We start from the raw sequence: 22,763 nt of genomic DNA, 5'->3' as shown, positions 1-22,763 counted from the left end.
GGGCGCACCAATCCCGGATGAGACCCTCAGCCCCACCGGATGGCGCTGCCCCAGCCGCCAGCAGTCGACCTCGAGGCCACGCTCGCCTCGCTCCACGAGGCGAGCTTTGGCTGGGCATGCAGTTGCTGTCGCGGAGACGCCGACGAGGCGGCCGACGCGCTGCAGACGGCCTACGCCAAGGTGCTGACGGGGACGGCTCGGTTTGGTGGCCGCTCGTCGTTCAAGACGTGGTTCTTCGGTGTGATCCGGCTGACCGCCCTCGAACGCTCGCGCGATCGCACTCGTCACCTGTATCCCGGCGCGCCGGACGACGACGAGCGCGCCACGGAGCCAGTCGACGTGGCCTATATCGAGGCGGAGCAGGGCGAGGCGTTGCGTCAAGCCCTGCAGCGCCTGGCGCCACGACAGCAGGAAGTCCTGCACCTCGTTTTCTATCAGGACGTGAGCATTGCCGAAGCCGCCGTGGTCATGGGTGTGTCGCTGGGCTCGGCACGAACGCACTATGAGCGCGGCAAGCAGCGTCTGCGCACCATGCTGTCGCCGACGCAGGCCGGCGACCCGGCCGATCCGAATCAATCGGCCGTTGAACCAAAGGGCGCCGGCGATGCCGCGACCAATCGTCCGCGGAGGACACCATGATCGAAACGCGTGAACTCGACGAGCGACTGCGGGCTCACTACACGAGGCAGCAGGCGCTCGACGCTGCCCGTGCGCCTGCGTTTGATGCGATGCTGGCCGCGGCGCGAGCGAGCGACGAACGAGTGCCCGTACTCCCGGAGCGCTGGTCGCGCCGCCGCGTACTGGTGTGGGCCGCGCCCTTTGTCGCGGCAGCCGGATTGGCGGCGATCCTCGTGGTGCCGGAGCGCCTGAAGAATCGCGAGTTCGACCGGACCGTGGAGGAGTGGTCACGCCTCGAATCGTCGCTGCATTCGCCGACCGATGGGCTCCTGTCGGTGCCGGGGTCGGAGTTCATCGGCCGCGGCCTCTCGCTGCCGGGCACCAGCAACCGGAGAGGGTCATGACCCCGCGTCGCTCCCTCGTGCGGATGACCCTGGTGCTCGCCACGCTCGTGGCGGCGCCACAGCTCGCACACACGCAGGCGGTACCGAGCGTCGATGACCCGATCAATCGTGCGCTGTTCGAGCCGGAGCTGATCATGAAGCATCGCAGGGCCATCGGCCTCAGCGACGAGCAGCGTGACGCCATCAGCCGGCTCATCCGCGACCTGCAGGGTCAGGTCGTCAGCCTGCAGTGGGACCTCAAGGAACACACCGAAGCGCTGTCCGTCGAGCTCAGCCGGCCCCGCGTCGACCTGGATCGGGCGCAGGACCAGATGGGTCGCGTACTTCAGGTGGAGCGCCGCATCAAGGAGGCGCACCTCACGCTCCTCGTGCGCATCAAGAACCTCCTCAAACCGGAACAGCAGGACGCTCTGAAGAAGCTGCGCGCCGAATCACCCTGAGCGGCACGCGCATGTCCTCGTCCGCGATGAGCCTGTCGCCCGTCCACTTGCGCAGCTCAATCTGGCGGACGCAGGCTCCGTAGAGCTGCGGCCGAGAACTGCGTGACGGCCTACTTGGGCCACCAGATCAGGCCGAGGCCAAAGCGCACCGACGTGGCTTCGATCTCCAGGTTCTGCAGGGAGACGCCTCCCAGGTCGACTTCCGTGAACTCGCCGCTCGTGAACTTGAGCGACGCGTCAAAGGCGAGATTCGGCCGGAAGAATGCGGAGAGCCCACCGCCTAACGTGAACGCGCCGCCCTTGAAGTCCACCTTGCCGGCGGTCTGTCCGTTCACCCTGGCATCGTTCACCGACACGACGCGCGCGCCCGCCGACGTCTCGAGGTAGGGAACCCAGCGCCGGAGCGAATTGGCGAAGTGAAAGCGTGCGCCGATCTCCGCGTGGCCCATGCTCCAGGCGCCGGTGATTCCCGTGCCGTCGGACGATGCTTCGGGGATCTCGATCTCCGAGCCGTCGATGTGCACGAACCCCGTCACAATGCGGTTGAAGCCGTAACCGATGCGCGCGCTCAGGCCGCCTCCGTTGCGCGTGTCGTTGCCTTCGGCGGTCAGCGAAGTTCCGATCGCGTGGACGCCAATTGACAAGCCTCGCGTGGTGGAGACCTGGGCGTGCGACGCGACGGGAAGCACGACGAAAGTCGCCATCGGCACGAGCGTGGACCAGCGGAATGAGCGGCGCATGAGACGGGGGGAAAGGGACAGTTCCTCCGGCGAGCGAGTCGCCGGAGGAACGATGCAAACTACCGAGGATTGTCGCAGTCGGTGATCAGAGGATCCAGCCGAGCAGGAGCAGGTTGTCCACCGGCTCCACCAGGTCCTCCACGAGATCGAACACGTCTTCTGACATCACGACGATGGCCGCCACGAAGGCGAGCTGTTCGTTGGTGAGCGGTTCGCCGTTCGGGCCCCGCAGGGTCGGTGCCTTGGCATCGCCCGTGATGCGTACGAAGAGCTTGCCGTTGAGCTCCATGGAGCCGTCGATCTTCTGGTTCGCCTCGGTCGCCTGCACCTTGAGCACGTTCGCTTCGTGGCGCAGGGTGAGCGAAATGCTGCCACCACCGCCGTTGCCTTCCTTCACGCCGCGCACCGCGCCGGTCGCGGTGAATCCACGCGGCTCGAGGGCGAGTTCGAAGTCGGCGTCGATGCGCGTATCGCCGCCGAGCTGGCGAGCCGTCACGTCGATATCGAACGAGAGGCGCGTACCCTTCTCGTCCATTCCGTACCCGTCGACGTCGACCTCGCCCATGTCGCCCTTGAGATCGGCGCGCGTCCGATAGTCCACGATGGTACGCCCGCGCTCGACCAGAATAAGGCGAAGCACGACGGCGGAGCCGGTGTTGGCGCCCTCATCGAGGAGGTCGGCGTGTCCGATCTCGCGCGAGACGATCGGCTTCTTCGCCGCGTCGAGTTCATAGACGATGAAGCGCGTGCCGTTGGCGGGGGCGCCGGTACGGCGCGGGTCGATCACATAGCGGTCGAGGGCGGCGTCATAGACCCAGGTGCGCCCGAGGTGCACCGGTGAGATCACAGTGCGTGCGAGCGTCTCCTGCGTCCCGTGGCTGGCCTTGACTGCGGCGAGGTCGCGAAGGAAGGCGACGGTGAAGTTGCGGCCGGTGCGCTCGCCGGGAACGCCGGGAAGCGTTCGCAGGACGGTTGCCGCGGCGCCGGCGGCGAGCGGCGTGCGACCGCCGAGCGCCTGGAGTCCGGCCCATCCTTGCGTGGTGAAGACCTTCTGCATCGCCTGGTAGTCGGCCAGTGCTTCGCGCGCGTTCAGCGGTGACTCCGTCGGGGCCGTGGCCGGCTCACAGGCCGCGAGCGCCGATAGAAGGATCAGCGCGGGCACCAGGGCGCGGCTGGTGGTGCGATGCGTGGCTCGTCTCATGGGTATACGTCCCCTCGCGGGAGTGAGTGGCTGGCGTCGTGATGGGCCTGAGTGCGAGAGGGGGCCCCGGCATATGACACGGGTCCGCGACGACTGGGCCGGTCGCCAGTTGGCCACATGCCGACAGGGCGCGACGACAGTGGAACGCCATGCCACTCCGAGCGTTGCGACCGGGAGGGGTGGATCGCGCTCGGTGTCGTCTCGCACGGTACGAGCTGGATCGCCCCGTTGTTGCCTGGCCGGGCGCACGTTGGTGCGCCCGCGTTGTTGCGTCGGCGGTGCAGGCGGAGCGCCCGGCTTGTCGGGTCGCGGGTCGCAAGCGGGATCGCCCAGCGCCCCAGGCGGCAGACGCTGCTGTACCTACGGCAGAGCGAACGCAACCAGCTTCCCGCCGCTTGGCGTGCCGTTCTTGCCACCGCCCGCGGCGATGACGATGTACTGCTTGCCGTGCACCATGTACGTGGCCGGCGTGGTCATGCCCGCCGCTGGCAGCGCCGCTTCCCATAGCACGCGACCGTTTCGCTTGTCGAACGCGCGAATCTTGTTGTCATAGGTGGTGGCCGCGATGATGAGCAATCCGTTACGGGTCACGATCGCCCCGCCATAGCTGTCGCTCCCCGTGTTGCGCAGCCCCTGTGCCACCAGCTTGGGGTACTCCCCGAACGGGATACTCCACCGGATCGTGCCACGGTTGATATCGATGGCGTTCAGCGTGCCCCAGGGCGGCTTGATCGCGGGGTACCCCTCGTGATCGAGGAAGATGTCGAACACGGTGTTGCGATACTTCACGTAGAACGGGTTGGACCCTGCGGTGGACGCGACGTCCTTGCCGGTAACGAGGAACTCCACCAGGTCGCCCACCGCGACGTTGTCGAGCGCCGAGGCAAACGCCGGCATGCGCCCCGTTCCTTCGCGAATCGTCTTCGCGATCTGCTCCCTCGTCAGGCGCTGGCCCACCCCGGTGAGCGAAGGCGCCATCGGTGAATCCTTTGCACCATGACACTCGGCGCAATACCTGCCAAACGTCGTCGCATCCTCACGAGGAACGATCTTGAGCAGCCACGCCATCTCGTTGGAGTTGACGTACAGCAGGCCCGTTTCCCGATCGAACGCCGGTCCACCGTACTCGGCGCCGCCGTCAACGCCCGGGAAGATCAGGATGCCGGTGGTGTTGGGGGGCGTGAACGGGTGTGGAGTCGGGTTTTCCCTGAAGATCCGGAGCGCCGCCGCGCGTGCCTCGGGCGTCCGATCCGTGAGACCTTCTTCGGTCAACTGCTGGCGCGCGAACGGCGGCGGGCGTACCGGGAATGGCTGCGAATCGGCCGCGACGTCGCCATCGAGCGTGGCCTTGGGCATGCGTTTCCATTCGCTGGGAAAGAGTTCGCGCCCGGTGGTACGATCGAGGAGCCACACGTGTCCCGTCTTGGTCACCTGCGCGACCGCGTCCACGCGCCGCCCGTTCCGTGTGACCGTCACGAGGGTCGGCGACGCCGGAAAGTCACGGTCCCACAAGTCGTGCTTGAGGCCCTGGAAGTGCCAGATGCGCCTGCCCGTGCTGGCGTCGAGCGCGACGACGCTGTTGGCGAACAGATTGTCGCCCAGCCGATTGGCTCCGTAGAAGTCGTACGAGGCAGAACCCGTGGCAAAAAACACCATGCCGCGACGCTGGTCGACGGTCACGCCCGCCCACGCGTTGGCGCCACCCACAATCTTCCACGCGTCCGGGGACCACGTTTCGTAGCCGTATTCGCCTGGGTGCGGAATGGTGTGGAACGTCCAGCGAAGGGCGCCGGTCTTCACATCGTACGCCCGGATGTCGCCGGGCGCAGATGGAAGCGCCTCGGGTACCGTGGTGCCGACGATGAGCAGATCCTTGTAGACGGCACCCGGCGTACTCGAACTCACCGAGAGTCCGTCAACGGGACGGCCGAGTCCTGCACGAAGGTCGACCCAGCCGCTGTCGTTCCCCCATCCCGTGGCCTTCCTGCCGGTGCGCGCATCGAGCGCAAAGAGTCGATGCCGGTAGTTGAAGTACACCCGGTCGTCATGCACGACGACGCCGCGATAGCGGATCCGCGGTCCCGTGAACTGTCCGCCGGTGGGATCGAAGCTCCACAGTTCACGTCCCGTGGCGGCGTCGAGTGCGAACGCGCGCTGTTTGGGCGACACGGCATACAGCACGCCGTCGAGGATGACCGGGTTGGACTGCATTTCCGATCCTGGAAACGCGTCCCGGGTGTCGTAGATCCACGCCTCGCGAAGTCGCGCGACGTTGGCGGGCGAGATCTGATCGAGCGTGGTGTAGTGCGTGTGGTCGTCGTCGCCCTGATACACCGGCCAGTCGACACTCCGGGTCGCTGGCGTCACGCGCGATTGAGCGTGAAGCGGTGCAAGCGCCGCCGGGAGACCACAGAGCAGGAGGATGGGCAATCGCATGTGGAGTGCGGTGAGTGGCGCCGAGGGAACTACACGTTTCGGGCCGAATCGCGAGGGGCAACCGTGAGTTTGGCGCGACCTCTTCCAGCTGCGTCTTGGAGAAGGGCACCGCGCGCCCTCGGCGGAGCGCGAGCGGATACTCGCCCGTTGCGCAGGATCGTCTGGTCACCTCCTGCACCAGCGCGCCTCCGCGGCCGGGGCGGGCCCCAATGCCGGTCCCACGCGGGGGCAGGCGGGGGACGCGCAGCGCCGCGGCCGGGGCATGCCCACTTGTCGGCGAGGGGCGTCAGCGTCGGTTGCGTCGCCCGTCATAAGTCGTTGCCGCCACTTGGTTTGAGGTGCTGCATGGCACTGGAGTTTCGGCCGGGTTTCGGGTATACTTCGCCCTTCCCGTGGATCGTCCGCGGACCAGGCCATAGCCCCCAGAAATGACGGCTCCGAATCAGCGCGAGCGTATCCTGCCGCGCCTCATCGACGAAGAGATCAAGGAATCGTTCATCAACTACTCGATGAGCGTCATCGTGTCCCGGGCGCTGCCCGATGTACGCGATGGTCTCAAGCCCGTGCACCGGCGCATCCTGTTCGCGATGAACGACCTCGGGCTCGTGCCGGGGCGTCCCTACAAGAAGTGCGCGACCGTGGTGGGTGAGGTGCTCGGCAAGTACCACCCGCACGGCGACACCGCGGTGTACGACGCGCTCGTGCGCATGGTGCAGGACTTCTCGCTGCGCTATCCGCTCGTGGATGGCCAGGGCAATTTTGGCTCCATCGAGGGCGACGACGCCGCGGCGTATCGCTACACGGAGTCCAAGCTGACGGCGATGGCGATGGAGCTGCTCGCCGATATCGACAAGAACACCGTCGATACCACGCCGAACTTCGACGACCGGCTCGAGGAGCCCAAAGTCCTTCCGGCCGCGTTCCCCAACCTGCTGGTGAACGGCTCGTCGGGCATTGCGGTCGGCATGGCGACGAACATCCCGCCACACAACATGCGGGAAGTGATTGCGGCCACAATCGCGCTCATCGACAACCCGGACCTGGCCACCTCGGACCTGCGGCAATACGTGAAGGGGCCCGACTTCCCGACGGGCGGCTACATCTACGGTCGCAACGGCATCGCTGACTACCAGGAGACCGGTCGCGGCAAGATCGTGATGCGCGCCCGAGCGCTGATCGAAGAGAAGGAGTCCTCGAACAAGTCGCAGATCGTGGTCACCGAGGTGCCGTACCAGGTCAATCCGAACAACATCATCAAGGAAGTCGTCGACCTGGTGAAGGAAAAGAAGGTCGAGGGCATCTCCGACCTGCGCAACGAGTCGGACCGGGACGGCATGCGCATCGTGATCGAGCTCAAACGCGACGCGATCCCGCGCGTGGTGCTCAACCAGCTGTACAAGCACACGCAGATGCAGTCGTCGTTTGGCGTGATCATGCTCGCCCTCGTGCCTGACCCGCACACACGTCAGCTGGTCCCGAAGGTGATGGGGCTCAAGGAAGCCCTCACGCACTACATCAATCACCGGCACGAGGTCATCGTCCGGCGCACACAGTTCGACCTCGACAAGGCGCTCGATCGCGAGCACATCCTCGAGGGCCTCAAGATCGCCGTCGACAACATCGACGCGGTCATCAAGCTGATCCGCGCGGCGGATTCCACCGAGACGGCCAGCACGCAGCTGCAGTCCCGCTTCAAGCTCACGGAACGGCAGGCCGAGGCGATCCTCAACATGCGCCTCGCCAAGCTCACCGGCCTGGAGATCGAGAAGCTCGAGGAGGAACTCGGGGAAGTCCGCGCCACCATCAAGGGACTGCGCGCCCTCCTCGAGTCGAAGCCAAAGCGCCTCAAGCTCATGCGCGACGAACTCACGGCAATCGGCGAACAGTACGGCGACGATCGGCGGACCGAGATCACCAGCGACCAGGGCGACTTCACCATCGAGGACCTGATTGCCGAGGAGGACATGGTGGTCACCGTGTCGCACTCGGGGTACATCAAGCGCACCTCGATCTCGACCTACAAGAAACAGCGCCGCGGGGGCAAAGGCCTCACCGGCGCGGAGCTTCGCGACGAGGACTTCATCGAGCGGCTCTACGTCGGGTCGACGCACGACTACATCCTCGTGTTCACCGACGACGGGCGCTGCTACTGGCTCAAGGTCTACGAGATCCCGCAGGCCGGCCGCGCCACCAAGGGCAAGCCGATCGTCAACCTGATCAACGTGTCGGCCGACACGAAGATCCAGTCGATGGTCTTCGTCCGGAACTTCCCGGCCGACCAGTACCTGCTGTTCTGCACGCGCAACGGCACCGTCAAGAAGACGGCGCTCTCCGAGTATTCGAATCCACGGTCGACCGGGATCAAGGCGATCAAGATCGAAGAGGGCGATGAGCTGATCGACGTGCAGATCACGCACGGCACCAACGACATCGTGCTGGCCACCTGGCATGGTATGTCCGTCCGGTTCCACGAGAGTGACGTGCGCGAGATGGGCCGCGACACCACGGGCGTCAAGGGCATCGAACTCGCGCCGGATGATCGTGTGGTGGGCATGGTCGTCGTCCTGCGCGACGCCACGCTCCTCGTCGTCACCCAGAAGGGGCTCGGCAAGTGCACGAGCATCGGCGACTATCGTGTGCAGAAGCGCGGCGGCAAGGGCATCATTACCGTCAACCGCACCGAAAAGACCGGGAACGTGGTGACACTGATGGAGGTCCTCGCCGAAGACGAGATCATGATCATCACGAAGTCGGGGATGATCATCCGGTCCCCGGTTTCGCAGGTGCGCGTGGCGGGACGCAACACGCAGGGCGTGAAGCTCGTGAACCTCGACAACGGTGACGTGGTCATGGCGGTCGCGCGTGTCGTCCCGGACGACGACAAGGATGCCGGGGCCGAAGGGGAGGAGGTCGAGTCGGCGTCGCCGGATGGCGCAGACGACGAAGGCTAGAACCTCCTCCACCATCGTTGCACGAACGGCCCGGAATCTCCGGGCCGTTCGTCGTCATGTCGCCTTCGGTGGCTGCGCCGCCCTCACGGCACTCGCACCGGCTGCAGCGCGCCGGCGACACCCGCGGTCCGCCGCTGGAACTCGGCGAACGCGCCGGCCAGGAATGCGTTGAGCGCTTGCAGGTCGGTGCGCAGCTGCGCGCCGAGCTGGTCGATCGTCCGGATCTGCGCCTCCGTTGGTCCGGCCGACGACGCCTGCATGGAGCCGTCGAGGTCGAGAAAGCCGAACTTGGGACCGCCAAAGCCCGGCCGGAATCGCGCGCCGAGTGAGTCGAGCTGTAGCGCGAGCGTCTTCATGGTCGGCGCGAGGGAGTCGCGGCGGGCCGGCTGGTCCTTCAGCGACTCCTCCACCCGCTTGCGCTCGGCGTCCATCTTCTGCCAGAGCTGCACACCGTCGTTGAACGACCCGATGAGACCCGCCAGCCGACGCTCGGCGCTGTGGCGCTCGGCGGCCGCGGTGGTCGCGACCTCGACGCGGTCCTCGCCCAGTACCTCGATGGGACGCGACACCTTTCGACCGCGCGCCTCGAGCGTGAGCGTGTACGTGCCGGGGAGCACCCATGCCCCGCGTGGCGGGCCAAACCAGCCTTCGTCGGCATCGGTGACGCCGGCCGCACGGTCGTAGCGCAGGTCCCACGCAACGCGATGGATGCCGGCCGTGCCCGGTCCGGTGAACGAGCGGATCACCTCACCCGCCGGCGCCGTGACCGTGAACTTCGCGACGGAGTCGGAGGCCGCGCCGGTGCCTAACGCGTAGGTGACGAGCGCGCCTTCGGGCGGGTTGGGCGCCTGGAACGCGCGCGCGCCGGGTGTGGGCAACATGCGCGCGAGGTAGCGCTGCCGGCTCGGTCGCACGGGGAAGAGCGTCGCCTCGCCGGCGGCGACGGCTTGCGCCCCGGCGTCGAACAGTCCGATATCGTCCAGTACGATGATGCTGCGGCCGTGCGTCCCGAGGATGAGATCGCGGGTGCGTGGGTGCACCGCGATGTCATCGATGCGCACGCGGGGAAGGTTGCCGCCGACGTGCTGCCAGCTTCGCCCGCCGGTAAACGTCACGTACAGCCCGAACTCCGTGCCCGCAAAGAGCACCTGGGCGTTGCCGGGGTGCTCCTCGATGGTCTTGATCGAGTTGCCAGCCGGGAGGTCGCCCGCGATCGCCGTCCACGTGGTGCCACCGTCCGCCGTGCGGAACAGGTAGGGCGTCATGTCGTCGTCGTAGTGGCCGTCAAGAACCACGTACGCCACGCGCGCGTCGTGCTGCGACCAGAGTACGCGACTCACCCAGCGCGGTGCGGGGACGCGGATGCGCGCGGTGATGTTCGTCCATGTCGCGCCGGCATCGGTCGTCAGCTGCACGTTGCCGTCGTCAGTCCCTATGAGGATGGTGCCGGCGGTCCTGGGTGACTCGCTGATCGTGGTGATCGTGCCGTAGTCCCCAACGCCATCGTCGCGCGAAAGCGTCGTGGAGTCGCGCACGATCCCCATGATCGGGAGCTTCTGCCAGGCCAGGCGGCGCGAGAGATCGCCGCTGATCGCGGTCCACGTCTGTCCCGCATCCCGCGTGCGCAGGAGGCGCTGCGCGCCGTAGTAGATCGTCTTGGGGTCATGCGGGGACCGGTGCATCGGCGTGCTCCAGTTCCATCGCAGCGTATCCTTTGCGTCGGCGGGCACGGGGCGAATGCCGCGTTCCTCGCGCGTCGCGAGGTGCACTCGGTAGGCACGTCCGTTCTGGGAGTTCGCGTAGACGTAGCGCGGGTCCGAGGGGTCGGTCACCGTGTAGAAGCCGTCGCCGTAGGCCAGATTGATCACGTCGGCGTTGGTGATCCCGACGAGATTGTGCGTGCGCACCGGCACGCCCCAGGTGCCGTTGTCCTGCGTGCCGCCGTAGACGTAGTACGGATCGCGATCGTCGACGTCGATGTCGTAGAACTGGCCGATCGGCAGGTTGTCGACAAAGTCCCAGTTGCGGGCGCCGTCGTAGGTGATGTAGAACCCGCCATCGTTGCCGATGAGCATGTGATCACCGTCGGCGGGATTGATCCACAGGGCGTGGTGATCGACGTGGATGCGCTCACCCGTGCTCTCCGTCGTGAATGTGCGGCCACCGTCGGTCGAGAGGTGCAGGCTGCTCCCCACGATCCACACCCGGTCAGGATGCCGCGGGTCGACGCGCACGTTGGAGTAGTACATGGGCCGAGGATTGAGCGACGTCGTGCGGCGCCAGGTGTTGCCCCGATCGTCGGAGCGAAAGAGCCCGCCCTGTCTGGCCTCCACGATCGCGTACAGCGTGGCCGGCTGGCTCGGGGCAATGGCGAGACCGATGCGGCCCATGTTGCCGGTGGGTAGTCCACCCGCGAGGCGCTCCCAGGTATCGCCGCCGTCGCGAGACCGGAACAAGCCGCTGCCCGGGCCCCCGCCCACAAAGCCGTAACCCTTGCGCTGACGCTGATACATCGCGGCGTAGAGCGTGCGGCCGTCGGGGTCCAGCGCGACGTCGATCGCGCCGGTAACGTCGTTGCCCGTGAGGACCCGTTCCCACGTGCGCCCCGCGTCGCGGGTGCGGTACAGCCCGCGCTGCGGATTGCTCCCCCACAGGTGACCCACGGCTGCCACAAAGACCGTGTTCGGATCCCGCGGATGGATCACGATCCGCCCGATGTGCTGCGTCTCGCGGAGGCCCATGTGCTTCCACGTCTCGCCACCGTCAAGCGAGCGGTAGATGCCATCGCCCCAGGTGGAGCTCTGACGGTTGTTCGCCTCGCCCGTGCCCACCCACACCACGTTCGGGTCGCTGGGGGCGATGGCAATGTCCCCGATGGAGGTGGAGGTTCCATCACGGTCGAACACGGCGGTCCACGTCGTGCCCCGGTTGGTGGACCGATAGACCCCGCCCCCCGCCGTGCCGATGAAGATCGTCGACAGGTTTCCCGGGATCGACTCGATGTCGTCGATCCGACCGCCGAACGACGCGGGGCCGATCTCGCGCCAGGGAAGCCGGGAGAGATCCTGCGCCGCCGCCGTAGCAGTCGGAAGAAGGAGGCTCGTCGCCAGGAGGAGGGAGCGCATGGGAGATTCCCGGTGAGGTGTCAGATCGATGGCGCCAACGGCGCCAATCTGCCTCAGGGAACAGAAGTTGGGAGCACCCCTTCGGGTGCCGCCCGTACACCAGCTCACCCGTCCATCCGGCACCCATCCGTCCGTCGCCGCCAGCGTTCGCCCGCAGCCATCCGTCAAGCCGTCCACCTGTCGATTCCCCGACATCCCGTTCGACCACTCTCGAACCCTTCACCGGAGCCAACCATGAAGTACCTCTGCCTCATCTACGAAAACGAAGCCGCGGCCGCCGCCGTGCCCAAGGAAGAGATGGACGCCATCTTCGGCGAGTACTTCACCTTCACCGAGGATATCAAGAAGACGGGACACCTCCTCGGCGGTGAAGCCCTCCAGCCGACGTCGTCGGCCACCACGGTCCGGGTCCGCAACGGCAAGGTGCAAACGACCGATGGTCCGTTCGCCGAGACCAAGGAGCAGCTGGGCGGCTACTACCTGGTCGAGGCAAAGGACCTGAACGAGGCGATCCAGGTGGGGTCGCGGATCCCCGGGGCGCGCTACGGCTGCGTCGAGGTGCGCCCCATCATCGACTTCAGCACGATGCAGTGACCGAAACCCCCAGTGACCTGCGCGACCGGATCGACGCGATCTATCGATCCGAGTCGCGCCGGGTCCTTGCGACGCTCATCCGCCTGCTGCGGGACTTTGACCTCGCCGAAGAGGCGCTCCACGAGGCGTTCGTGGCCGCGTGCGATCGCTGGCCGCGGGACGGCATTCCCGCGAACCCGCGCGCCTGGCTCGTGTCTGCGGGGCGCTTCAAGGCCATCGACCACGTCCGTCGACGCGCGGCGTGGGACGCGCGGCTCTCGGAGGTCGCGCGCGAGCTCGAGTCCCAGGCGCGGCAGCCCGACCTCATCGACGATGGCGTGGACGACGACCGGCTTCGCCTGATCTTCACGTGTTGCCACCCCGCCCTGGCGCTGGAGGCACAGGTGCCGCTCACGCTGCGCACGGTGTGCGGACTCACGACCGAGGAGATTGCCCGCGCGTATCTCGTGCCGACGCCGACGCTCGCGCAGCGCATCGTTCGCGCAAAGAACAAGATCCGCGATGCGCGCATCCCGTATGCGGTGCCTGGTCGCTCCGAGTTGCCGGAACGCCTCGACGCGGTGCTCCACGTGATCTATCTCGTCTTCAACGAGGCCTACTCGGCGTCGTTCGGGGCGGAGATCACGCGGGCGGACCTCGCCGGGGAGGCGATCCGGCTCGGCCGTCTGCTTCTCGAACTGCTCGACGATAGCGAGGTGCGCGGTCTGCTCGCGCTCATGTTGTTGCACGACGCCCGACGCGACGCACGCACAGGCCCCCGCGGCGACCTCGTGTTGCTCGAGGATCAGGATCGTGCCCGATGGCATCGCCCGCAGATCAACGAAGGGCTCGTCCTCGTCAGGCAGGCGCTGGGCAGTGGGCGGATCGGGGCGTTCGCGCTGCAGGCTTCGATTGCTGCCGTGCACGCCGAGGCTCGCATGGCCGCCGAGACCGACTGGCCGCAGATCGCGGCCCTGTATGACGTGTTGTGGCGCGTCGCGCGCACCCCGATCGTGGAGTTGAATCGCGCGGCGGCCTATGCGATGGCGAGCGGTCCGGGCGTTGGTCTCGCGATGATCGACACGATCCTGGCGCGCGGAGAGCTCGCCGGGTACCTGCACGCGCATACGGCGCGCGCGCAGCTGTTGCGGCGCTTAGGGCGTCGCGACGAGGCGATCGAGGCGTACGAACGCGCGTGGCCGCTTGCCACGCAGGCGCCCGAGCGGCGGTTCGTGGAGGAAGCGCTGCGGCAGCTCCGAGAATCCTGAGGGGTCGCGGAGGCCGCGGCGGGAAACACGAACCCCCCGGCTCGTCGACGACGAACCGGGGGGCCGTGAGCGGATCGATCAGGCCTTTCTGTCGGTGCAGCCGGTGAAGTTCGGATTTGCCAGCTCCTCGCGCATGACGGGGAAGTTCACGGCGTCTCCGTAGGGCTGGTTGGTCTTGAAGAACGTGCCGGTCGGGAAGACCTGTGGTTCGGTACGCCCGTACTGCCTGACGAGTCGGCGCAGGTCCGGCAGTCGCTGACCGCGGCTGAACGTCCAGAACGCCTTCTCGCGGAAGTAGAGGTTGATCGCGGCATCCCGGGTTGCCGGCAGTGGCAGGGCAGCCATGGCCGGAGTGCTGATGGTCCCGAGGCTCTGCGGTGAAGCGCGCAGCGCGTTCAGGATCGCCAACATGCCGGTGTAGTTGTCCGCGCGGAGGAGCACCTCGGCCTCCTGCAGCCGTGCATCGATGCCCGAGACGTAGGGTATGGCATCGGAACGCTGGAAGACGTCCTGACGGACCATGTTGGTGAAGTTGTCGAACCCACGTCCCTGCGACGACGTGCCGGTGGAACTCCCCTGGGTCGGCACGCGGGGGTCGCGTGCTGACACGAAGGGGATGGCGTTCGCGATGCGGCCGGCGGGGTCGACGCTGTCACCAACGACGAATCGCTTCTGGTTGGTGTTCATGCTCCAGACCGCGTTGTCGCCGGACGTGAGGGCAAACGTCGCGTTGAAGATGAAGCTCGTGGGGACGCTTGATACGACCGCGGTCACGTCGGTGAAGCGACCGAGGTTGATCAGGATGCGACCCTTGAGCACCCGCAGCTGGTTGTTGATTGCCACCGTCGCCGCGTCGGTTGCGGTGGCGAGCGCGAGCCCGCTGTCCGCGTGGGCCAGGGCGAGGGTGAACACGGCCTGGTTGCTCAGGGGCGGACCGTATTCGATCGCCCCCGTCGACGCGTCACCGAGTGGCGTGCCATTGCAGAAGTTCTCCGCCAGCGTCATCTCGGCGAAGGCCGTTGCGAAGTACATCTGTCCGATGTTCGACGCGGGGGACGGCTTGAACTCGCGCAGCCCGTTGATGGCTTCGCGCGCCGAGGTGCGTGCGCGATAGGCATCGCGGAGCATCGCGAGCACGACCGAGTTGTTGTCCTGCACCTTGCGTTCGTCGGTCTCGTTGTGCTGGAAGAAGGTATTGGCCGATTTCCATTCGTCGACGAGGAGCCCGCCCTGCGTCCAGGCGGTGCCGTTGCTGCCGCCGCCGCCGGGGCCGACGTCGCGCAAGCGGCTCAGCGCGCCCAGGCGCAACGCGTCGGCGCCAGCTGCCGACTTGACGGCGTCCGGCGAAATGATGTCGGGGTCGTCTGCCTTCAGCAGGTCTTCCCGCAGGCTGCTGCACCCGGTCATCGGGGCGACGGCTGCGAGTGCGAGGGCCCAGGTCCACGTCCGAGCCCGGCAAATCATGCTGTGCATATGAGTGTCGGTTCGGGTGAGGTTAGAAGCGGAAGTTGAAGCGAGCGGTGATGTACATCGGCGGGCCGGCGGTCAGGAGCGTGGCCTGCGTGTCGCCCTGGCTGTAGTTCTGCTCGGGATCCACGCCCGTCCAGTCCGTCCAGATCTTCAGGTTGCGGGCGGCGACATTGATGCTGGCGCCGCGCACCTTGAAGAACCGCTGCGCGACGTCGTCCGCGAACGTGTAGGCCAGCGCCACTTCGCGCAGACGCCAGAAGTTCGGCGCTTCGTAGAAGCCGTCGTTCGTCGTGTACACGGCACCGGCGACGCGCGTGCCGTCGCGCAGCGCGATCGTGCGGGCCTGCAGGAAGAGCGACGGGTTGAGCGTCGACGTGGCGGGGCACGACGTGCTCTGCTGACACAGGAATGACTGCTCGTTGTTCAGCACGATGTAGCCGCTCTTGTGGTCGAGCAGCGACGTGATGCGGAGCCGACGGTTGAACAGGTCGATGCCGTTCACGATCGACAGCTCGAGGCGGGGCTGTTGATAGCCCAGGTACGTGAAGGCCGTGTCGACCGTCACCTCGTCGGGCACGATGATCTTGTCGCCATTGGCGTCGCTGAACTTGTATCGGCGCGTCCAGACGCTGTTGAGCGGATAGCCCTCGGCCTGGCGCGTGTTGCCCGTGCCGATGGTGGGAATCGGCTTGCCCGTGGCGTCGTTGCCCAGCGTCAGCAATTCGTTGCTGTTGTGGGACAGGTTGAACGTCATGTCCCACGAGAGGTTGCGACGATCGAAGAGCTGGGCTGTGAGCAGGTTCTCCCAGCCCCAGTTCTTCACCGCGCCCAGGTTGGTGAGTTGCGACGTCACCGCCGCGCCCGACGACGGCGCGATCGGCATGGCGATGAGCGCGTCCTTGGTCTGCTTGCGATAGTACGTGATCTCCCAGTTCACGCGGCCGCCGAACAGGCGCGAGTCGATGCCGGTCTCGAACTCGGTGGAACGCTCCGGCTTGAGGTCGGCGTTGCCGAGCTGATTGGAGCGGAGCCCGCCCACGTCGGCTGACGCGATGTTCGTCGTTGTCACCGAGAAGGTCCGGTCGGCGTCGTTCGGCCCGGGCTGCACGCCGGACGACCCCATCGCTGCCCGGAAACGGAACTGGTCCAGCCAGCTCGCCTTGGGGAAGAAGCTCTCGTCCGACAGCACCCACGACCCGGAGACCTTGGGGTAGTACACACGCTGGAAGTTCGTACCGAACGCGCTGTTCTGGTCGGTGCGCACGGCCGCGGTGAGGAACATGCGGTCGTTGAATGCGGCGCCCTGCTCGATGAACAGCCCAAGCGTCTTCTGCAGCTGCGTCGCCGACCCCACGAGCGGGATCGAACCTGCGGACGGCGTCTGCGCTCCCGGCGGCAGCGTCGACCCCTGCGCCTGGCTCTGGGTGATCTGGTAGTTCACGAACTGCGCGCCCACTGTGGTCTTGAGGTTGAGCCACGGCATCGGCGTGAAGTTGGCCGTGCTCCCGAGATTGGCCGTGATGTTGCGCAGATTGGCGCGCACGTCGTTGGCGCGGCCCAGTCGGTTCGTGCCGAAATCGGAGCACTCGGAGAACCGGCAGAGGCCAAAGTCGAGCCGATCGGTGAAGTCGACCCCGAAGTCGGCGCGGTTCTGCAGCCACGACGTGGGGCGCCAGTTGGCGTTGGTGCTGCCGATGAAGCGATCCACGCCCTGAGTGGTGGTGAACTGATAGATGTCTCCGGGCGTGTAACCTGCGTACCCCTGGAGCTTCTGACCCAGTGAGCCGATGCCCGTGTACCCGGGGCCAGGGCCGCGGAAGCCGGGACCCACCGTCCCGTTGTACCAGAAGCTGTTCACATTGTTGTCCACCTGCGGCAGGCGCTGGTCCATCTTGGTGTAGCCGGCCTGCACCGACACGTCCACGCTCGAGTGCGGGGCGAGGTTCAGGTTGGCCCGATACGAGCCCTTCGTGAGCAGGTTCGGCCGATCCCATTCGTCACGGATGTCGATCTGCGACGCCGCAAAGCGCTTGCGGTCGAACTCCGGGAACTGGAACGGACCCGTCTCGCGCTCGAAGTCGCCGCCAACGAAGAAACGAAAGAGATCCGTGCCGCCCGAGATCTGCCCGCCGAGCTGGCCACGGGACCCGTCACCGATGGGCGACAGATCGTCTTCCTCGAAGACGTTGAGCGACGTGGTGCTGTCCACCACGCACTGGTTGAGTGCCACTTCCTTGAGCAGGCACTTGCGCTGCGTCGTCGAGCCCGGCGACTTGCCGAGGATCGCGTACATCGTCGGATAGGTGTTGCGGTCCTGGATCAGGCCGTAGTCACCATACACCGACCACACCGGCCGACCCGCGCGGCCCTTGCGCGTCGTGATCACGATCACGCCGTTCGCGGCGTCGGTACCGTAGAGCGTCGCCGCCGACGGCCCCTTGACGACCTCGATGTTCTCGATGTCCTCGGGGTTGATGTCGTTCACGCGACTTGGCGACGTTCCGCCGACGCCGATGCCCGTCGAGCTGCTGTTCGACGTCATGCGCACGCCATCGATGATGTAGATCGGGTCGTTGTTCAGCGAAATCGAGTTGGTGCCGCGGATCCGCACGCGGGAGCCGCCGCCGGTCATGTTGGCTGGCAGCACCTGCACCCCGGGCGCCTTGGCCACGAGGAGGTCGCCCATGTTCTTGATCGGCGCATCCTCGAGCTTCTTCGCCACGTCGATCGTGGCGACGGTGTTGCCCAGCTCGACCTTGCGCGATTCGCCGGTCGCGGTGGTGACAACCTCCTGCAGCTGGATCACCGCGCGATCGAGCGCGAAGTCCAGCGTGGCCGACTGGCCACCCGTCACGGCCACGCGCTTCTTCTGCTCGACGTAGCCTACGCGCAACACCCGAACCTCGTGCGAGCCGGGAGGTACATTGCGCAGCGTGAACCTTCCCTCGGCATTCGTGATCGCGAACACGGTCGTGCCAACGACCAGGACGCGAACGTCACTGAGCGGTTCCGCCGACTCCTGGGCCGTGACCCGACCGCTCACGGTGCCCTGCTGCGCCTGGGCCGCGCGGCTGGTCAGCAGTACCCCGGCCATCAGCAACGCCGTACCTCCCCAACGCCTCAACGCGAAAGGAGACACATGCACCTCCTGGGTTTGTTGGGCCCGCGTAGGCCCGGTTTTCGGGGGCAGACGGGGAGATCGTACGCCTGTAGGCGGATTCCGCAAGCCTACGAGCGTGGGGGCTCGCGCGTGATATTTCCGGCCACCCACGCAATGCGCCATCGCGCAGTGTGACACGAGCTTACACATCTTACGACTTCTTCATGGCGACCCAGCTCGAACCCTCGGCGACCCTCGTTTCGGAGCAGGATCTGCGCACCGCCGCCGCGACGCTGGCTGGTGTGGCGGTCCGCACGCCGCTGCTGCCGTTCGAGGTTGCGGGAACTCCGATCTGGCTCAAGCCGGAGATGCTGCAGCGCGGCGGGGCCTTCAAGTTTCGGGGAGCGTACCACTTCCTGTCGCGACTCGCGCCGGCCGATCGCGCGCGCGGCGTCATCGCGCCGTCGTCGGGCAACCATGCCCAGGCGGTCGCCCTCGCAGCGCGACTGTTCGGGGTCAAGGCCACGGTCGTCATGCCCACCACCGTGACGGCCGCCAAGCGAGGCGGCGCCGAGCGGCTGGGCGCAGCCATCGAGCTGGCCGGAACGAACACGAAGCACCGGGCGGACCGCGCGCAGGAACTCGTGGACCAGCACGGGTTCGTGCTGGTGCCGCCCTATGACCACCCGTGGATCATCGCAGGGCAGGGGACCACGGGCGTGGAGATCGTGGAGGACTTCCCCGAGGTCGATCAGGTGCTCGTGCCGGTCGGTGGCGGAGGACTCAGCTCCGGCGTGGCCGCGGCCGTCAAGCTGCTCCTGCCTCGCGCCCGCGTCGTGGGCGTCGAGCCCGAAGGCGCGCCCAAACTCTCCCGTGCCCGACTCGCCGGAGAGCCCGTGACGCTCGAATCGACGTCCAGCATCGCCGATGGCCTCATGGCCGTGCGCGTCGGCACCCTGCCTTTTGCGCATCACCAGGCCTACGTCGACGACGTCGTCACGGTGAGCGAGGGCGCCATTCGCGACGCGGTGCGCTCCCTGCTCGACCGCGCGAAGCTCGTGGCCGAGCCGAGCGGGGCGATCACGGTGGCCGCGCTGCGCGAAGGTCGCGTCGCGCCCACGGCCCGAACGGTCTGCATCCTCTCCGGCGGCAACATCGAGTGGGGCGGCCTGCAGGAGTTGCTGGGCAATGCCTAACGCGCGCATCCTGATCGCCGACGACGACGCGTCGATCCTCCAGACGATGTCGTGGGTGCTCAAGGAGCACGGCTACGACGTTGCGTCGGCGCGCGAAGGGAGCAAGGTCCTCGACCTGCTCGAAGAGCGCACCGCAGACCTGGTGCTGCTCGATGTCATGTTCCCCGACGCCGACGGCTATCAGATCCTCGAACGCATCAAGGCCGACGCCCGCTGGCGCGACATCCCGGTGCTGATGGTCTCCAGCCTCCCGCCCGAGGAGGCCGCGGTTCGGACGCTCGGACTCGGCGCCGCCGACTTCGTCAAGAAGCCGTTCCGGGTCAAGGAACTGCTGGCCCGTATCCAGGCGCAGCTGCGCATGCGCACCATCCTGCGATCGGCCAACGACGCCCTGCATTCGGTGGAACGCGAGCTGGAGCGGGTGCGCGAAGAAGCCGAGAACCGTCGCAAGCTGGTGGACATCCTGCACGACGTCACCAACGACCTGTCGTCGGACGAGATCTATCACCTCCTCGCCCGGCGCGTCGCGCGTGCCCTCGAACTCACGCACTGCTCGGTGATTCTCGCACGCGACGGTGAGCGGCCGCGCGTCGTGGCCACGGCGTTCGAGACCGCGGTGGAAGGCACGCTCGAACTCGAACTCGATCGCTACCCCGAGATTCGCGCCGCGCTCGAAAGCGGCCGGCCCGTGCTCGTGGAGGACGTGCGGACCAGCCCGCTCTACAGCGAGGTGCGCGAACGCTGGAAGCGCGAGGGCACGCGCGTGTCGATCCAGTCGATCATCGCCCTGCCGTTCGCCCTCGAGCCCACGCAGGCCGGCGTGTTCTTTCTGCGTCGCAGCGTGAACGAGCCACCGCTCGGTCGCGAAGACGTGGAGTTCGCGGACACGGTCGTCAAGGCGGCGGTGGCCGCGGTCCAGCGGGCGCAGGTGCTGGAGATGACCATCGCCGACAATCGTCGCCTCGAACAGCTCGCGCTCACCGACCCGCTGACCAAGGTCCTCAACCGGCGGGCGCTCACCGACCGGCTGGCCGCGGAAATGGGGCGCGTTCGCCGGTACGAATCGGCGGTGTCGCTGCTGCTCATCGACCTCGACCACTTCAAGCGGGTCAACGACAACCACGGCCACCTCGTCGGCGACGACGTGCTGATGGAGATGGCGTCCCTGCTGCAGGGGGCGGTCCGCGCGGTCGACGTCGTGGCCCGGTACGGCGGCGAAGAGTTCGTGGTCGTGCTGCCGGAGACCGGCACCGACGGTGCGATGCGCTTTGCCGAGCGATTGCGTGAACTGATCGAGGCCCATGCATTCTCCCGTGGCGCGGGCGGGACGCTCCAGCTCACCGCGAGTATCGGCGTCGCCACGTTTCCCTCCGTAGGTTGGGAGACCGTCGAGGACTTTCTTGCCGGCGCAGACCAGGCGCTCTACCGCGCGAAAGCGGAAGGGCGGAACCGCGTGCGCGGGGTCGAGGGCTCCGGTCCGGCCGTGTAGCGTTCAACAGCGCCTTGCATGGGGCGATCGCACGAGCAAGTTCGGCCGTCGATCCAGACATTTCGGAACCATCAACCCGGTCACCCGTCGGATGCGCATCTTCGCTCTCGCCGCGCTCACCGCCATTGCCACGGCGCATGCGGCACCGCTGTTGGCTCAGGCCCGGAGTCTCACCGGGGCCCGTCGCCCCGGGATCGACGTGTTGCAGTACGCGTTCGACGTGGACCTGCCGTCGGGGCCAATGCCCGACACCGTGCGGTTTGTCGCGACCACCATCGCACGCCGCGCCGGCGGGACAGCATCCCTCGCGCTCGACCTCGTGTCGACGATGCACGTTGGCCAGGTGGAGGTGAACGGCAGAGCGGCTGCGTTCACGCGCCCGGGCGACCAGGTCGTCGTCGCGCTGCCACCCGAATCCGGCGACTCGATCCGAGTGAGCGTCCGCTATCGGGGTATCCCGGCCGACGGCCTCATCATCCGGTCCGACAGTGCCGGTGGCTGGACCGCCTTCGGTGACAACTTCCCCGATCGCGCGCGGCAGTGGCTCGCGGTCGTCGATCACCCGAGCGACAAAGCGCTCGTGGAGTGGACCGTTCACCATCCGGGCCGCTACCGCGTGATCGCCAACGGAGAGCTGCTGGAGGAAACGCCGTCGCCGGGTGCAACGGATCGCATCGTCACGCGATGGAAGAGCACACGGCCGCTCTACACCTCGGTGATGGTGATCGGGGTCGCGCGGTTTGGCGTGTTCGAGCTCGGCGACACGGCGTGCAGCCTCGCCGAGCGACCTGGGTGCGTGCCGCAGTCCGTGTGGATCACGCCGGACGTGCGCGACTATATGCCGGGGCCGTTCGCGAAGGCCGGCCAGATCGTGGCCCTGTATTCGCGGCTGGTGGGCCCGTTCCCGTACGAGAAGCTCGCCCACGTGCAGTCAACGACGCGATACGGCGGCATGGAGAACGCCTCGGCGATCTTCTACGCGGACGCGATCTACCGGCAGCGCAACATGAGCGAAGGGCTCATCGCCCACGAAGCAGCGCATCAGTGGTTCGGCGACGCCGTGACCGAGCGTGAGTGGCCGCACGTGTGGTTGTCCGAAGGTTTCGCGACCTACTTCGCCGCGCTCTGGACCGAACACTCGCAGGGCGACAGCGCGTTTCTCGCGGAGATGCGACGAATGCGCGAGACGGTGCTCACCGCGCGCATCACGAACGAGAAGCCCATCGTCGATGAGGGCCTCGACAACCTCGGCCGGGTGCTGAACAGCAACGTTTACCAGAAAGCGGGCTTCGTGCTGCATATGCTGCGTCGCGAAGTCGGCGACTCGGCATTTTATCGTGGCGTGCGATCGTACTACGCGAAGTACCGTCACGCGAACGCGATGACGGACGACTTCATGCGCGAGGTCGAGGCGGCATCGGGGACGAAGCTCGACTGGTTCTTCGCGCAGTGGATGCGTCGCTCCGGCGTGGCGGCTCCCACCATTTCCTGGCTCTGGGATCCGCGGCAGCGGTCGGTCATTCTCACCTTGACCCAGGAGGTGGGTGAGCCCTACCGCCTCGACCTGTCAGCAGACGTCACCGACGCGAAGGGTGTGGTGCATCGCGTGCGCGTGAACGTCCCCGCGGGCCGTGTGTCGACCATGCACCTTCCCGTGAAGCTGGACGGCGCGCCAACACGCATCGTATTCGACCCGGACGCGTCGCTGCTGGGAAAGCTGACGGTGAAGTAGTCGGCTAGATTTCGCCATCA

At 66.9% G+C, this 22,763-nt stretch carries 15 protein-coding genes; 9 read left to right on the top strand and 6 right to left on the bottom strand.

Features of this window, described 5'->3' with window-relative positions; all coding sequences use genetic code 11:
* The first annotated feature begins 39 nt into the window (after positions 1-39).
* From IT361_01795 to IT361_01785, 3 genes are read left to right on the top strand one after another with little or no spacing between them, the layout of a single operon-like run.
* A complete protein-coding gene (locus tag IT361_01795; GenBank protein ID MCC6316395.1) occupies positions 40-639 on the top strand; it encodes a sigma-70 family RNA polymerase sigma factor in 600 nt (199 codons plus the stop codon).
* Entirely contained in the window at positions 636-1,022 is a 387-nt protein-coding gene (locus IT361_01790; GenBank protein ID MCC6316394.1) for a hypothetical protein, read from the top strand. Before IT361_01795 ends, IT361_01790 begins: the two co-directional genes overlap by 4 nt.
* Positions 1,019-1,462, top strand: coding sequence for a hypothetical protein (locus tag IT361_01785; protein ID MCC6316393.1), 444 nt, complete (start codon positions 1,019-1,021; stop codon positions 1,460-1,462). The genes IT361_01790 and IT361_01785 overlap by 4 nt, the downstream gene beginning before the upstream one ends.
* A gap of 110 nt (positions 1,463-1,572) precedes the next feature.
* Here IT361_01785 and IT361_01780 read toward each other — a convergent pair whose 3' ends face one another.
* The 3 genes from IT361_01780 to IT361_01770 all read right to left on the bottom strand — a co-directional run bounded on the left by IT361_01780 (position 1,573) and on the right by IT361_01770 (position 5,839).
* A complete protein-coding gene (locus IT361_01780; protein MCC6316392.1) occupies positions 1,573-2,202 on the bottom strand; it encodes an outer membrane beta-barrel protein in 630 nt (209 codons plus the stop codon).
* Between the two features lie 85 nt (positions 2,203-2,287).
* The gene (locus tag IT361_01775; protein MCC6316391.1) at positions 2,288-3,403 is read right to left on the bottom strand and encodes a hypothetical protein; all 1,116 of its coding nucleotides are present in this window, start codon (positions 3,401-3,403) and stop codon (positions 2,288-2,290) included.
* Between the two features lie 360 nt (positions 3,404-3,763).
* Positions 3,764-5,839 (bottom strand): PQQ-binding-like beta-propeller repeat protein, encoded by a 2,076-nt coding sequence (locus IT361_01770; protein MCC6316390.1) that lies wholly within the window; start codon positions 5,837-5,839, stop codon positions 3,764-3,766.
* A 428-nt stretch (positions 5,840-6,267) separates the two neighbouring features.
* Between IT361_01770 and gyrA the strand changes: the two genes are divergently transcribed.
* Entirely contained in the window at positions 6,268-8,790 is a 2,523-nt protein-coding gene (gene gyrA / locus IT361_01765; protein ID MCC6316389.1) for a DNA gyrase subunit A, read from the top strand.
* A gap of 83 nt (positions 8,791-8,873) precedes the next feature.
* On the opposite strand, the gene IT361_01760 is transcribed toward gyrA, so the two are convergent.
* Complete coding sequence (locus tag IT361_01760; protein ID MCC6316388.1) at positions 8,874-11,915, bottom strand: hypothetical protein; 3,042 nt, start codon at positions 11,913-11,915, stop codon at positions 8,874-8,876.
* 234 nt (positions 11,916-12,149) lie between these two features.
* Between IT361_01760 and IT361_01755 the strand changes: the two genes are divergently transcribed.
* Together IT361_01755 and IT361_01750 are read left to right on the top strand one after the other, a co-directional pair.
* On the top strand, positions 12,150-12,509 hold the full coding sequence (locus IT361_01755) for a YciI family protein (GenBank protein ID MCC6316387.1): 360 nt from the start codon (positions 12,150-12,152) through the stop codon (positions 12,507-12,509).
* Between the two features lie 17 nt (positions 12,510-12,526).
* Positions 12,527-13,756: an RNA polymerase sigma factor gene (locus IT361_01750; GenBank protein ID MCC6316386.1), complete on the top strand. Its 1,230-nt coding sequence runs from the start codon at positions 12,527-12,529 to the stop codon at positions 13,754-13,756.
* A 78-nt stretch (positions 13,757-13,834) separates the two neighbouring features.
* Here IT361_01750 and IT361_01745 read toward each other — a convergent pair whose 3' ends face one another.
* Both IT361_01745 and IT361_01740 read right to left on the bottom strand, forming a co-directional pair.
* A complete protein-coding gene (locus tag IT361_01745) occupies positions 13,835-15,163 on the bottom strand; it encodes a hypothetical protein (GenBank protein MCC6316385.1) in 1,329 nt (442 codons plus the stop codon).
* Positions 15,164-15,251: 88 nt separating this feature from the next.
* Positions 15,252-18,365 carry a SusC/RagA family TonB-linked outer membrane protein gene (locus IT361_01740; protein MCC6316384.1) on the bottom strand — a complete coding sequence of 1,038 codons (3,114 nt, stop codon included), beginning with the start codon at positions 18,363-18,365 and terminating at the stop codon, positions 15,252-15,254.
* A 185-nt stretch (positions 18,366-18,550) separates the two neighbouring features.
* On the opposite strand from IT361_01740, the gene IT361_01735 reads away from it, so the two are divergent.
* The 3 genes from IT361_01735 (at position 18,551) to IT361_01725 (ending at position 22,743) form a co-directional block, all read left to right on the top strand.
* On the top strand, positions 18,551-19,522 hold the full coding sequence (locus IT361_01735; GenBank protein MCC6316383.1) for a threonine/serine dehydratase: 972 nt from the start codon (positions 18,551-18,553) through the stop codon (positions 19,520-19,522).
* A complete protein-coding gene (locus tag IT361_01730) occupies positions 19,515-21,011 on the top strand; it encodes a diguanylate cyclase (protein ID MCC6316382.1) in 1,497 nt (498 codons plus the stop codon). The genes IT361_01735 and IT361_01730 overlap by 8 nt, the downstream gene beginning before the upstream one ends.
* Positions 21,012-21,102: 91 nt before the next feature.
* A complete protein-coding gene (locus IT361_01725) occupies positions 21,103-22,743 on the top strand; it encodes a M1 family metallopeptidase (GenBank protein MCC6316381.1) in 1,641 nt (546 codons plus the stop codon).
* Positions 22,744-22,763: the final 20 nt, after the last annotated feature.

It is taken from the genome of Gemmatimonadaceae bacterium (genome assembly GCA_020846935.1).
GTDB lineage: Bacteria > Gemmatimonadota > Gemmatimonadetes > Gemmatimonadales > Gemmatimonadaceae > RBC101.
The sequence above is the reverse complement of the archived record's forward strand: the minus strand, read 5'-3'. Positions and strand labels throughout refer to the sequence as shown.